Raw genomic sequence first — 13,801 nt, forward strand, 5'->3', positions numbered from 1 at the left:
AGACTTCCTTAACCGACCCGCTTGAACCAGCCTTAAGACATGATCCGCCATGATCGCCGTCCAAGGGGATGTCGATGGCGCGCAGGACGAAGGCGGTTCCAGACACGGCGAAGACGGACGCTTCGGCCGCCGAGGGCGCCGAGCACCAATTCCTGCGCCTGATGAGCCACGAGATGCGCACGCCGCTGAACGGCGTGATCGGCATGCTCGGCCTGCTGTCGCGCACCCGGCTCGACGGCGCCCAGCGCGCCTACGCCGAAGCCGCCCGCTCCTCCGCCGAACACCTGCTGGGCCTGGTCAACGACCTTCTGGACTACGCCCGGCTCGAGGCCGACCGGCTGGAGTTCGACTCTGCGCCGGTCGACCTGGAGACGCTGGTGCGCGGCGTCGCCGAACTGCTCAGCCCCCGGGCGCACGACAAGGGGCTTGAGATCGCCTGGTCGGTCGCGCCGGAGGCCGTCGATGTCATGGCCGACGAGGGGCGGCTGCGCCAGGTGCTGTTCAATCTCGCCGGCAACGCGGTGAAATTCACCGAGAGCGGCGGTGTCCGGATCACGGTTGAACGCTCGGGCGGGTCGCTCAGGGCGCCCCGGCTGGCCTTCATCGTCGATGACACGGGGCCCGGCGTGCCGGTCGAGGCGCGCGGCCGCATCTTTGAGGAGTTCGGCCACGTGGACGCCTCCGACGCCAGCCGGTTCGGCGGGGCCGGACTCGGCCTGGCCGTGGTGCGCAAGCTGGCCCACGCCATGGGCGGAACCGTCAGCGTCGCCGACCGGCCCGACGGCCCCGGCGCCCGCTTCCGCTTCGAGGCGGTCTTCCCGGCGGTCAGGAACGCCCCGGAGCGGGCCCTGTCGCTGGCCGGCCAGACCGTGGCCGTGGTCAGTCCCGATCCGTTCGTGGCCGCCGCCGCCGCCGCCCAGATCGAGGCGTCGGGGGGCGAGGTCTCGGCCAGGGCCCCGGTCGTCCTGATCGACCATGCGGCGCGGGCCGCCGGCCTGAGCCTCGTCTCCCGTCCGCTGGACGCCCGCGCCATCGTGCTGCTGAAGCCCTCCGAGCGCGACCTGATCGCCCGCTACCGGTCGGCCGGGTTCCACGGCTATCTGATCAAGCCGCTGCGGCGCGGCTCGCTGGCCGAGCGCGTGCTGGCCGCCTCGGGCGCGCAACAGACCATGCAGCCCGGGCCGCCGCCTCCGCCGCCCGAGGACGACCGCGTCGCCGTGACCCGGTTCTCGGGCACCCGGGTGCTGCTGGTCGAGGACAATCCGGTCGGGGCCCTGCTGGCCGCGACCCTGCTGCGGCGCGAGGGCTGCGCGGTCGAGACCGCCGCCAGCGGCCATGAGGCGCTCGACGCCCTCAAGCGGGCCCGGTACGACCTGGTCTTTATGGACATGCGGATGCCCGGCATGGACGGCCCCAGCGCCGCCCGCGCCATCCGCGCCCGGGGCGACGGGACGCCGATCGTGGCCCTGACCGCCAACGCCTTCGCCGAGGACCGCCGCGCCTGCCTCGAGGCCGGGATGGACGACCATCTGGTCAAGCCGCTGGAGCCCGAGGCGCTGCGCGCCTCTCTCGCCCGCTGGACGAACCGCGCGGAGCGCGCCAAGGTCGCGGTCGCATAGGGACGCGGGGGGCGTCTCACGAGGGACGCCAGATGACCGACTCTTCCACGGATGCGGCGCCGCGCAAGGCGGGGGCGAAGGATGTCCTTAAAGCGCTGGGTCGTGGCCGCGTCCTGATCACCCTGCTGCTGGGCTTCGGTTCCGGCCTGCCGTTCCTGCTCACCGGGGCCACGCTCAGCATCTGGCTGGCGGAAGGCGATGTGGCGCTGTCGGCCATCGGCTTCATTTCGTGGGTCGGTCTGGCCTATTCCTTCAAATTCATCTGGGCGCCCGTGGTGGACCGGTTCGACGTTCCCTTGCTGGGTCGACTGGGCAGGCGACGCGGCTGGATGCTGTTGTCCCAGGCAGTGGTCGGCGCCGCCCTGATCACCATGGCGATCATCGGCCCGGAAGGCGGTTTGACCGCGCTCGGCGCCGCCGCCCTGGTCACCGCCTTCGCCTCGGCGACCCAGGACATTGTCGTCGACGCCTGGCGGATCGAAAGCGCCGAGAACGATGACGATCTGGGCCTGCTGACCTCCGCCTTCCAGCTTGGCTATCGCTTCGCCATCCTGGCGGGTAATGCGCTGATCCTCTTCTTCGCCAGCTGGTTCGGCTGGAACGGCGCCTACGGAATCTGGGGCGCGGCCATGGCCATCGCCATAGGCGCGACCCTGTTCGCGAAGGAGCCGGTCGACCGGCGCGAGATCGCGGCCGCCACCGGAGGCGCGCCGCCGTGGACGCTGCGGGGAATGTTCGACGTCGTGGTCGGCCCGTTCATCAACTTTCTCAAGACCCACAAGGCGGCGGCCTTCCTGATGCTGGCGGCGATCAGCCTCTACCGGCTGCCGGACTTCGTGATGGGCCCGATGGTCGGGCCCTTCTACATCGACCTGGGCCTGACCAAGGAGGCGATCGGCGCCATGCGGCTGAGCGTCGGCCTGGTCGCGGCCTTCGTCGGCATCGCGGCGGGCGGACTGAGCGCGGTGCGTTTCGGCTTCGGTCCGACGCTGCTGCTCGGCGCCCTGATCGGGCCGCTGTCCAACCTCGGCTATACCCTGATGGCGGTGGTTGGCCTGTCGACGCCGATGTTCGGCGGCGTGCTGTTCGTCGAGAATTTCTCCGAGGGCTTCGCCGGCGCCGCCCTCGTCGCCTACATGTCCAGCCTGACCGGCATCGGCTACACGGCGACCCAGTACGCCCTGTTGAGTTCGTTCTACGCCCTGCTCGGCAAGTTCCTGAAGGGGTTCTCGGGCGTCGTCGTCGAGGGGCTGCAGCAGGGGCATGAGTTGATGGTCGCCTATGCTCTGTTCTTCGCGGGCACGGCGGCGGTCGGGATTCCGGCCGTCATCCTGTGCTGGCTGCTGGACCGGCGGAACCGCCGGCTGAAGGCGGCGGCCGGGGTGACCTGACCGCCTACTCCTCCCCGATCGCCCCTTCCTCATAGGCGGCGAACGTCGCGGCGGTGATGATCTCGCTGACCGAGGCGCCCAGCGAGACGATCTGGACGGATTTCTCGAGGCCGACCAGCAGCGGGCCGATGACCGTGGCGCCGCCGAGCTGCTGGACCAGCCGGGTCGAGATGGCGGCCGAGTGGATGGCCGGCATGACCAGCACATTGGCGTGGCCCGACAGGCGCATGAAGGGGTAGGCGGCGCGGGCGTCGGGGTCGAGCGCCAGCTCGGGCGGCATCTCGCCCTCGTATTCGAAATCACAGCCGCGCTGGTCGAGGATGCGGATGGCCTCGCGCACCTTTTCGCCCCGGTCGCCCGGCGGGTTGCCGAAGGTCGAATAGCTGAGGAAGGCCACGCGGGGCGTCTTGCCCAGCTTGCGCACCGTCTCGGCGGCCTGGATGGCGATCTCGGCCAGCTCCTCGGCGTTGGGCAGTTCGTGGATCGAGGTGTCGGCGACGAAGAGGGTGCGCCCTTTGGCCAGCAGGATCGACAGGCCGATCATCCGCTCCTTGACGTCGAGGACGCGGCGGACCTCCTTGAGCACCATGTTGAAGTTGCGGGTCACGCCGGTGACCATGGCGTCGGCCTGGCCGCGGGCGCACATGGTGGCGCCGAAATAGTTGCGGTCCTGGTTGATCATCCGCTGCACGTCGCGCTTCAGATAGCCGCGGCGCTGCAGGCGCTCGTAGAGCCAGTCGGTGTATTCGACATTGTGCTCGGAGACGCGGGCGTTGACGATCTCGATGCCCATGTCGTCGAAGTTCAGCCCCGCCTCGGCGGCGTTCTTGCGGATCAGCTCCTCGCGGCCGAGCAGGATCGGCGTGCCCAGTTCGGCCTGTTTGAAGCCCCAGGCGGCGCGGATCACGGCGGTTTCCTCGCCCTCGGCGAAGACCACCCGCTTGTTCGGCGCGGCGCGCACGGCGCCGGAGATGTTCTGCATCAGAGCCGCCGACGGATCGAGCCGCGAGCGCAGTTCGGTCCGGTAGGCGTCCATGTCCTCGATCGGCTTGCGCGCCACGCCGGTGTCCATGGCGGCCTGGGCCACGAAGGGCGGGATGTACCAGATCAGGCGCGGGTCGAACGGGGTCGGGATGATGTAGTCGCGGCCGAACTTGAGCTTGCGGCCGCGGTAGGCGGCGGCGACCTCATCCGGCACGTCCTCGCGGGCCAGGGCGGCGAGGGCCTCGGCGCAGGCGATCTTCATCTCGTGATTGACACGGCGGGCCCGCACGTCGAGCGCGCCGCGGAACAGATACGGGAAGGCCAGCACGTTGTTGACCTGGTTGACGTAGTCCGAGCGGCCGGTGGCGATGATGGCGTCGGAACGCACCGACATGACATCTTCCGGGGTGATCTCGGGGTCCGGGTTGGCCATGGCGAAGATGATCGGGTTGGGCGCCATGGAGGCGACCATCTCCTTGGTGATGGCGCCCTTGGCGGCGAGACCCAGCACGACATCGGCGCCGACCATGGCCTCGGCCAGGGTGCGGTGCGGGGTGTCGGTGGCGTGGGCGGCCTTCCACTGGTCGACGTTGTCGCGGCCCTTCCAGACCACCCCCTCGCGGTCGACGATGACGGTGTTTTCGGCCCGAACGCCGGCGGCCTTCATCAGGGCGATCGACGACAGGCCCGCGGCCCCGGCCCCGGCCAGCACGACCTTCAGGTCCTCCAGCTTCTTGCCGGCGATATGGGCGGCGTTGATCAGGCCGGCGGTCGAGATGATGGCCGTGCCGTGCTGGTCGTCGTGGAAGACCGGGATGTCGAGCAGATCCTGCAGCTCGGACTCGATGACGAAACATTCGGGGGACTTGATGTCCTCCAGATTGATGCCGCCCCAGGTGTCGCCGATGTTCTTGACCACGGTGACGAACTCTTCCGGGTCCGTCGTCTTGACCTCGACGTCGAAGCTGTCGACGTCGGCGAAGCGTTTGAACAGGACGGCCTTGCCCTCCATCACCGGCTTGGACGCCATGTGGCCGAGGTTGCCGAGGCCGAGGATGGCCGTGCCGTTCGAGATGACGGCGACCAGATTGCCCTTGGACGTGTAGTCGTAGGCCTTGTCCACATCGGCGGCGATGGCCAGCACCGGAATGGCGACGCCGGGCGAATAGGCCAGCGACAGGTCGCGCTGGGTGGCCATCGGCTTGGTCGGGGCCATGGAGATCTTGCCCGGCCGGGGACTGCGGTGGAACTCCAGCGCGTCCTCGTCGGAGAAGGTCTGTTTGTCGGTCAGGTCGGGCATGGTCGGCAGGGATTCCGAAGGCGGGGTCGGGAGGATTGTTCCTAGGCTGTGGGACGGACGCGGACAACCGCCCGGACCTTTACGTTGCGGAAAACGGGCCGCGCACGATTGATCGCCGCTTGCGTCGCCGGCCCGGCCTCGCCCTTCGGGTTCGTTGGCGGGGGATGACGAGGTCATGCAGTTTCGCCCCGCCGCGCGGGCGCGGCAGGTCGAGCGGGGAGGTCGGCGGAGCGCGGGCGTTCGGCCCGGAACCGTGTGAGCGGCCCCCGTGCTTTCGCCGTAGGGGGCCTTGGTGATTTTCGGCTGAACGTCCGCGCTCCGCCGTGATCGTGCCTCGCGAGCGCTTCGGGGCGGGTATCGCAGGGCGGTGCGGGGTTTGCCATTTTCGGCCCCGCGGCCTTCACCCTTTAGACCCTTTCGAAACTAAGCCCGGGCGGGCAGGAGCGGCCAGGCCCCTGGGCTCCTCCGTTTCAAACCGGAGGACAGTCCCTTTCCACGCCGGAGGGGGGAGCAACCCGTCCTCCAGGATGGTCCGGTTCCGCCGCGCGCCTCCGAAAAGGCGGCGCCCGGCGTCCCGCAACGATCACACCCGCCGCACGTGGTTGGCCCTGGCGCCAGACGCCCTCCCCCGCGACGGGGTGAAGCGCATTGTAATGAGCCCGTCCCCTGTGCGCAGGAGAACGGGTCTAGCAACAGGTCATGTTGTTGATTATGCGCGCTATTTGTTCGCTGAACCTGACTATAATTCCCCGGATTGTCAGCACAGCGTCATGACGCCTGCGCCGCCCCTTCCACCACGCTTCGCGCGGTCCCCCTCCCCACTGCGTGGGGAAGGTGAGGAGACGGACGCTCAGACCGCCAGAGCCCCCGTGCCCTCGATCTCGACCGGGCCGGTCATGAAGACATGGCCCGAGACCTCGTCCCAGTCGATCTCGAGTTCGCCGCCGTCGGCCTCGATGACGGCGTGGCGGCCGGTGAGGCCGCGGCGGGCCGTGGCGACGAGGGCGGCGCAGGCGCCGGTGCCGCAGGCTTTCGTCAGGCCGGCGCCACGCTCCCAGACCCGAAGCCGGATGCGGTCGGGGGCGAGGACGTTGGCGAAGCCGACGTTGACGCCCTCGGGGAACAGCGGGTGGTGCTCGACCAGCGAGCCGGAGCCGCGCACGAAGGCGTCGTCCTGGCGGTCGGTGAAGAAGACCACGTGCGGATTGCCCATCGAGACCGCGCCCGGCGTATGCAGGATCGGGTCGTCGATGGGGCCGACCTGGAGCTCGATGCCGCGGGTGTCCATCGCCTCGGCCAGCGGAACCTCGGTCCAGTCCAGTCCGGGGCGACCCATGTCGACGCGGACGCGGTGATCGCCCGCGCGGGTGGCGGTGGTCGGACCGCCGAGGGTGTCGATGACGACAGAGTCCCTGCCGTTGGCCTCCATCAGCAACCAGCCGACGCAGCGCAGGGCGTTGCCGCAGGTCTCGACCTGGCCGCCGTCGGCGTTCCAGACGCGCATGAAGGCGTCGGCGGTCGCGGACGGCTCGATGGCGATCAGCTGGTCGCAGCCCTGGCCGGCAGCGCGGTCGGCGATGGCGCGCACCTGGTCGGCCGTCGGCGCGAACGGCGTCTCGAGCGCGTTGACGACGACGAAGTCGTTGCCGGCGCCGTTCATGCGGACGAAGGGACGGGTCATCGGGCGGGATATAGGCCTTGCCGGTTCCTTGCGCGAGCGACGCGCGTTATCGCTGTACCATGAGCCGTTCCAGACCCGTGCCCGCCAACGCCCCGAAGGCCGAGGGCCTGCGCCTCAGGGCCCGGCTGCGCTACCTCTACCACGGCTCGTCGCCGCTGGCGGTGCGCTTCCGGCTGGCGGTCATCGTGGTCGACTTCGCCATCATCGGCTTCTTCCTCGCCGCGCCGATCCTGCGCGAGGCGGGCTGGGCCTTCTATGTCGTCGACGCCGTCGTGGCCGTGGTGCTGCTCGCCGACATGGCCGGGCGCGCCCTGGCCTACAGCGACATCAAGGACTGGCTGAAGAAGCCGTCCACCTGGGTCGACGTGTTCATCCTCGCCACCCTGCTGTTCCCCGCCTGGCTGTACAATTTCGGCTTCCTGCGGATGCTGCGGCTGTGGACTCTGCTGAGCTCGGACTTCTTCTGGCGCACGGTCGGCCGCCGCTTCGACGACACGCGGGTGGAGGAGGTGACGCGGGCGCTGGCGGCGCTGGTGACCTTCGTCTTCGTGGCCACCGGCTTCGTCTACGCCACCTTCAGGGGGCGCCACGAGGATCTGCACGGCTATCTGGACGCGCTGTATTTCACCGTCGCCACCCTGACCACCACCGGCTTCGGCGACATCACCCTGCCCGGCAACTGGGGGCGGGTGCTGTCGATCATCATCATGCTGACCGGCATCACCCTGTTCCTGCGGCTGGCCCAGACCATCGTGCGGCCGCACAAGGTGAAATTCCCCTGCCCGGTCTGCGGCCTGCAGAAGCACGATCCGGACGCGGTCCACTGCAAGGCCTGCGGCGAGGTGCTGTGCATCCCGGACGAGGGGCATCATTGAAATGACAAATCCGTAACCTCCGCGCGCCTCGCCTTGCCGGAGGGGCCGCCGCCGGTAAGGTGCCGCCCGACCAACCGTCGGGGACCGCCCAGAATGATCCGCACCGCCGCGCTCGCCGCGCTTCTCGCCTCCACCGCCCTTTCGAGCGCCGCCATGGCCCAGACCACGCCCGTCCACTCCTCCGCCGAGGCCTCGGGCGCCGGCGCCGGCTTCGCGACCTCGGACGCGACAGACCCGTATCTGTGGCTGGAAGAGGTCGAGGGCGAGCGGGCCATGGCCTGGGTCAACGAGCATAACGAGCGTTCGCTCGGCGTCCTGCGCGGCGACCCGCGCTTCGAGACCCTGCACCGGCAGGCGCTGGAGATCGTCCAGTCCCGCGACCGCATCCCGTCGCCGGGCTTCAACCACGACGGCACGATCGACAATTTCTGGCAGGACGCCGAGCATGTGCGCGGCGTCTGGCGGACCACGACGCTGGACAGATACCGCTCGGCCGAGCCGCAGTGGGAGACCGTGCTCGACTTCGACGCCCTGTCGGCGGCCGAGGGCAAGAACTGGGTCTACAAGGGCGCGACCTGCCTGCCGCCGGACGAGACCCGCTGCCTGGTCAGCCTGTCCGACGGGGGGAAGGACGCGGTGACGGTGCGCGAGTTCGACCGCGCCACGAAGACCTTCGTCGAGGACGGCTTCGTGCTGCCGGAGTCCAAGGGCGGGGCGACCTGGGTCGATCAGGACACCCTGCTGGTCTCGCGCGATTTCGGACCGGGCACCCTGACCAGCTCGGGCTATCCGATGATCGTCAAGGTGCTGAAGCGCGGCCAGACGCTGGATCAGGCGACGACGGTGTTCACCGGCCAGCCGACCGATGTCTCGGTCTCGGGCTATACGCTGCGCGACGCCGACGGGGTCATCCAGGCGACCCTGATCAACCGGGGGGTCAGCTTCTACGAGGGCGAGACGCACCGGCTCAACGCCGACGGCACGACCACCAAGCTGGAGCTGCCGGCCAAGTCGAACATCAACGCCCTGGTGCGGGGCCAGATGGTGGTGACGACGGACCAGGACTGGACCGCGCCGTCGGGCCAGGAATTCCGGACCGGCGACGTCATCGCCTGGGACCTCGAGCGCTGGCTGGCCGATCCGGCGACGCCGGCGCAGCTGGTCATCCGGCCGGGCGAGCGCGAGGCGATCGAGGGCATCTCCAACACCCGCAACAAACTGGTCGTCGCCCTGTACGAGAACGTGCGCGGCTCGGTCTATGTCTATGAGCCCAATCCCGCCGGCGAGTGGAGCCGCACGCGGCTGGACCTGCCGCAGAACGTCACCGTCGGCATCGGCTCGGCCAGCGAGCGCGACGACCGGGTGTTCGTCAACGTGGCCGGCTATCTGAACCCGTCCAGCCTGTATCTGGCCGATGCGGCGGGCGGTTCGGCGGACGCGGTCAAGTCGCTGCCGGCCAAGTTCGACGCCACGGGCATGGTGGTCGAGCAGTTCGAGGCGACCTCGGCCGACGGGACGAAGATCCCGTACTTCGTCGTCCACAGGGGCGACATGCCGCTGGACGGGTCGAACCCGACCCTGCTGTACGGCTACGGCGGCTTCCAGAACTCGCTGCTGCCCGGCTATTCGGCCACGGTCGGCAAGCTGTGGCTCGAGCGCGGCGGGGTCTACGTCATCGCCAACACTCGCGGCGGCGGCGAGTTCGGGCCGCGCTGGCACCAGGCGGCGCTGCAGGAGAACCGCCAGCGGGCGCATGAGGACTTCCAGGCGGTGGCCGAGGACCTGATCGCCCGCGACATCACCTCGCAGCCGCGCCTCGGGGTCATGGGCGGCTCGCAGGGCGGGCTGTTCATGGGGGCGATGCTGACCCAGCGGCCGGACCTGATCAACGGCGCGGTCATCCAGGTGCCGCTGTTCGACATGCTGCGCTTCCACAAGCTGCTGGCCGGGGCCTCGTGGATCGCGGAATACGGCAACCCCGACGTGCCGGAGGAGCGGGCGTGGATCGAGCGCTACTCGCCCTACCAGAACCTGCGCGCCGGCCAGCCCTATCCGGAGGTGTTCATCCACACCTCGACGAAGGACGACCGGGTGCATCCGGGCCACGCCCGCAAGGCGGCGGCGCGGCTGGAGGAGCTCGGCTATCCGGTGCTGTTCTACGAGAACACCGACGGCGGTCACGCGGCGGGGGCCAACCTGCGCGAGACGGCCCGGCGGATCGCGCTGGAGTACACCTATCTGAGCCGGCGGCTGATGGATCAGCCGGCGGCGGAGTAGAGCCCCCATGAAACGACTGCTTCTGACCGCTGCGATCCCGGCCCTGTGGCTCGCCGCCGTCCCCGCCTTCGCGCAGCAGGCCGACGGTCCGGACGATATCATCATCGCGGACGTGCGCAGGCCGGCGCCGCACTTCCCGGCCGACCTGACCCCGGCCGGGGTGCGGGCCGCCGACGATCATCTGGCGCTGGAGGAGGTCAACGGCGCCGAGGCCATGGCCTTCGTGGCGGAGTCGAACCGCAAGGCGCTGGCGGCGCTGGAGGGGGACCGGCGCTACGAGACCTTCCGGGCGCAGGCGTTCGACATTCTGTCGGCGACCGACCGCATCCCGTCGCCCAGCTTCCTCGGCGAAGGCATCGGCAATTTCTGGCAGGACGCGGCCAATCCGAAGGGGATCTGGCGGCGCACGACGCTGGACAGCTACCGGTCCGACGCGACGCGGTGGGAGACGCTGCTCGACATCGACGCCCTGTCGCGGGCCGAGGAAAAGGACTGGGTGTGGAAGGGCGCGGACTGCCTCGCGCCGGACGAGACGCGCTGCCTGGTCTCGCTGTCGGACGGCGGCAAGGACGCGGTGGTGGTGCGCGAGTTCGACACCTCGACCGGCCTGTGGGTCGAGGACGGCTTCATCCTGCCGGAAGGCAAGCACCGGCTGGAATGGCTGGACCGGGACACGCTTCTGGTGGCGACGGACTTCGGGCCGAACACCCTGACGGAGAGCGGCTACCCCTTCATCGTCAAGGCGCTGAAGCGCGGCCAGACGCTGGCCCAGGCGACGGAAGTCTATCGCGGCGACATCGGCGACGGCGGGTATGGGGTGAGTCCGAGCGTCCTCCGCAACGGCGCTGGAGCGGTACAGGCCGTCCTGATCAGCCGGCCGCTGGACACGTTCCGCAGCGAGACTTGGCAGCTGATCGACGGCCAGCCGGTCAAGCTGGGCCTTCCCGAGCGGGTCAACGTCCGGGGCGTGACCGGGGGGCGTCTGATCTTCACAATCGACGAGGATTGGCGACTGGCCTCGCGGGGCGACCGCCCGATCCATAAGGCGGGCTCCTTGCTGGCCTACAGCCTCACCGCGCTCGGCGGCCGGGGAGACCGTGACACCGCTGCCCGAATCCGTGATTCGGAGACCGTTTTCGAGCCGAGCGATCGCCAGTCGGTGGAAGATGTCGCGGTTCTCGACGGCGGCCGCCTGGTCGCCACGCTCTATGACAATGTTCGCGGCCGGCTGGTTCAATTCGTCGACAGCGAGCGGATGTCAGACTCCAGGCTCGTCAACTTCTGGAATCAGCAGGCTCTTCAGATTCCGGAGAACGTCTCGGTCCATCTGGGCGACCTCAGCCGAGCCTCCAGCCGGCTCTTCTACAGCGTCGACGGCTTCCTGACCCCCTCGACCCTCAGCCTCGCCGACGCGCGCGCGGGAGTCACCGAAACCCTCCGCACTGCCCCCGCCCGCTTCGACGCCTCGACCCATGTGGTCGAGCAGTTCGAGGCGACGTCGTCGGACGGGACGAAGATTCCGTATTTCGTCGTCCGGCCGCGCGATCTGGTGATGGACGGCCATGCGCCGACGATCATCTACGGCTACGGCGGGTTCCAGGTGTCGAAGCCGCCGGCCTACATCCCCGAGATGGGCAGGCTGTGGCTCGAGAACGGCGGCGTCTACGTCAACGCCAACATCCGCGGCGGCGGCGAATTCGGCCCGACCTGGCACCAGTCGGTGCTCAAGGAAAACCGCCAGCTGGCCTTCGACGACTATGCTGCGGTCGCGCGCGATCTCCATCAGCGGGGGATCACCAGCCCGCGGCGGACCGGCGTCTATGGCCGCTCGAACGGCGGGGTGCTGACCTCGGTGGCGATGACCCAGCATCCGGAGCTGATCAACGCGGCCGTGATCGAGAGCCCGCTGATCGACATGCTGCGCTATCACGAACTGCCCGCCGGGGCCTCGTGGATCGGCGAATACGGCGACCCGCGCATCCCGGAGGAGGCGGCGTTCATCGCCCGCTATTCGGCGTATCAGCAGCTTCGTCCGGAGGCGGAGTATCCGCGCGTCTACATCACCACCAACACCCGCGACGACCGGGTGCATCCGGGCCACGCCCGCAAATTCGCGGCGCGGCTGGAGGCGATGGGCCACGACCACCTCTATTACGAGGAGACCTCGGGCGGACATTCCAACGACGCCGATCCGGTGGCCAACGCCCGGCGCTGGGCGAGGCACTACGTCTATCTGGCGCAGCAGCTGATGGACTAGGACGCGGCTCCCTTCTCCCCCAAGGGGAGAAGGAGAACTCAGGCCGGTTCGACCAGCTTCAGCTTCGCGGTCTTCTTCGGCTTGTCGGCCTTGGCCGCCTTCTTCGCCAGCTTGTCGGCCTTCTTCGCCTCGCGGGCGGCCTTCTTGGCGGCCTTGATCTCGGCTTTCGCCTTGTCGGGGGCGGCGTCGGCCTCGCCGGCGAGGTCGGCCAGCAGGGCGAGGAAGCCGTCGCGCTTGCCCTTGGGCAACAGGGCCAGGATGCGCCTGTCGGCGGCCTCGACACGGGGGTGGGCGGCGTCCAGCGCGGCCTGGCCGGCGGGCGAGAGGCGCACGGCCTTGGCCCGGGCGTCGATGGTCGAGCGTTCGCGCTCCAGCAGGCCCTTGGCGGTCATGCGCGCGACGAGGTCGGCCAGGGTCGAGCGGTCGATGCCGGTGGCGCGGACCAGGTCGGTCTGGGTCAGGCCGGACTTGTGCGAGACCGCCTCCAGCACCGCGAACTGGCGCTGGGTCAGGCCGTCCGGGCCCGCCTCCTCGGTGTAGATGTCGAGCGCCAGCTGCAACGCGCGGTGCATCAGATGGCTGGGCGAGGCGGCGAGGCCGCCGCGTTTGGCTTTAGAGCCTGACTTGACCATCGCCCGTATCCCCTTGGCTGCACGCCATAGCTAGCAGCCGCGTTTTACGGTTTGACGACGGACGATCCGGGGACGTCCCGAGACGGAGACGTCAGGGGGCAGTGTCGGGCTCGGCCGGGGCCATCGGATCGACCGGTTTGTCGGCGGCGGTCAGGTTGCGCATGATCAGCGGGATCTGCGAGAGGCCGAAGATCGACGAGGCCATCCACAGCACGCCGCGGAAGCTGACCCAGACGTCCGCCGGATCGACGTCGCCGCGGCCGATCCGCTCCGCCGCCCATGCGACCAGGGCCTCGCTGCGCACCAGCTCGTTGGCGACGGCGACGCAGAGGAAGAACAGGCCGTAGCGGAAGGTCAGGATGCGCCACGCCCGGTCGTTGATCGGGATGACCGTGCCCAGCAGGGCCCGCAGCGGCTGCTTGCCCAGCATGACGCCTCCCAGCAGGGCGACGGCAAGGCAGCCGTTGAGAATGGTGACCTTGAGCTTGACCCACAGGCCGTCGCCCGTGAACAGGGTCAGCAGGCCGAAGACCAGGGCGAAACCGCCGACCAGAAGCGGCAGCAGCGCCAGCCGCTTCTCGACGACCAGGCCCACGGCCACGGCGACGGCCGATCCGGCCACCAGGGCCCAGGTGGCCTGGACCAGCGCCTCGTCGCCGCTCATCCCGCGCAGGCGCAGGACGAGGAAGGCGAGGCCGAACGCCAGCAGGCCGCCGAAATCGACCAGCTGGCGCAGGCTGGACTCTTTTCTGGCCGTCGGGACGGCGGTGTCGGGCTCACTCATG

General features: G+C 69.5%; 9 protein-coding genes. 5 read left to right on the top strand and 4 right to left on the bottom strand.

The annotated features are described in order from the left end of the window. Positions 1-74: 74 nt before the first annotated feature. Complete coding sequence (locus VEB62_RS05050; protein ID WP_324796236.1) at positions 75-1,619, top strand: response regulator; 1,545 nt, start codon at positions 75-77, stop codon at positions 1,617-1,619. Between the two features lie 32 nt (positions 1,620-1,651). Continuing rightward, entirely contained in the window at positions 1,652-3,010 is a 1,359-nt protein-coding gene (locus VEB62_RS05055; protein ID WP_324796240.1) for an AmpG family muropeptide MFS transporter, read from the top strand. Between the two features lie 4 nt (positions 3,011-3,014). Here the strand turns inward: VEB62_RS05055 and VEB62_RS05060 are convergent, their stop codons facing one another. Together VEB62_RS05060 and dapF are read right to left on the bottom strand one after the other, a co-directional pair. After that, positions 3,015-5,294: an NADP-dependent malic enzyme gene (locus VEB62_RS05060; protein WP_324796243.1), complete on the bottom strand. Its 2,280-nt coding sequence runs from the start codon at positions 5,292-5,294 to the stop codon at positions 3,015-3,017. 850 nt (positions 5,295-6,144) lie between these two features. Further along, positions 6,145-6,975, bottom strand: coding sequence for a diaminopimelate epimerase (gene dapF / locus VEB62_RS05065; protein ID WP_324796246.1), 831 nt, complete (start codon positions 6,973-6,975; stop codon positions 6,145-6,147). 59 nt (positions 6,976-7,034) lie between these two features. Between dapF and VEB62_RS05070 the strand changes: the two genes are divergently transcribed. The 3 genes from VEB62_RS05070 to VEB62_RS05080 all read left to right on the top strand — a co-directional run bounded on the left by VEB62_RS05070 (position 7,035) and on the right by VEB62_RS05080 (position 12,384). Then, on the top strand, positions 7,035-7,850 hold the full coding sequence (locus VEB62_RS05070) for a potassium channel family protein (protein WP_324796249.1): 816 nt from the start codon (positions 7,035-7,037) through the stop codon (positions 7,848-7,850). A 93-nt stretch (positions 7,851-7,943) separates the two neighbouring features. Continuing rightward, the gene (locus VEB62_RS05075; RefSeq protein WP_324796251.1) at positions 7,944-10,127 is read left to right on the top strand and encodes a prolyl oligopeptidase family serine peptidase; all 2,184 of its coding nucleotides are present in this window, start codon (positions 7,944-7,946) and stop codon (positions 10,125-10,127) included. Between the two features lie 7 nt (positions 10,128-10,134). Beyond that, positions 10,135-12,384: a prolyl oligopeptidase family serine peptidase gene (locus VEB62_RS05080; protein WP_324796255.1), complete on the top strand. Its 2,250-nt coding sequence runs from the start codon at positions 10,135-10,137 to the stop codon at positions 12,382-12,384. A 38-nt stretch (positions 12,385-12,422) separates the two neighbouring features. Here VEB62_RS05080 and VEB62_RS05085 read toward each other — a convergent pair whose 3' ends face one another. Continuing rightward, entirely contained in the window at positions 12,423-13,016 is a 594-nt protein-coding gene (locus tag VEB62_RS05085) for a MarR family winged helix-turn-helix transcriptional regulator (RefSeq protein ID WP_324796257.1), read from the bottom strand. Positions 13,017-13,107: 91 nt separating this feature from the next. Then, positions 13,108-13,800 (bottom strand): inner membrane-spanning protein YciB, encoded by a 693-nt coding sequence (locus VEB62_RS05090; RefSeq protein WP_324796260.1) that lies wholly within the window; start codon positions 13,798-13,800, stop codon positions 13,108-13,110. Position 13,801: the final 1 nt, after the last annotated feature.

The organism is Brevundimonas sp., assembly GCF_035626975.1.
GTDB lineage: Bacteria > Pseudomonadota > Alphaproteobacteria > Caulobacterales > Caulobacteraceae > Brevundimonas.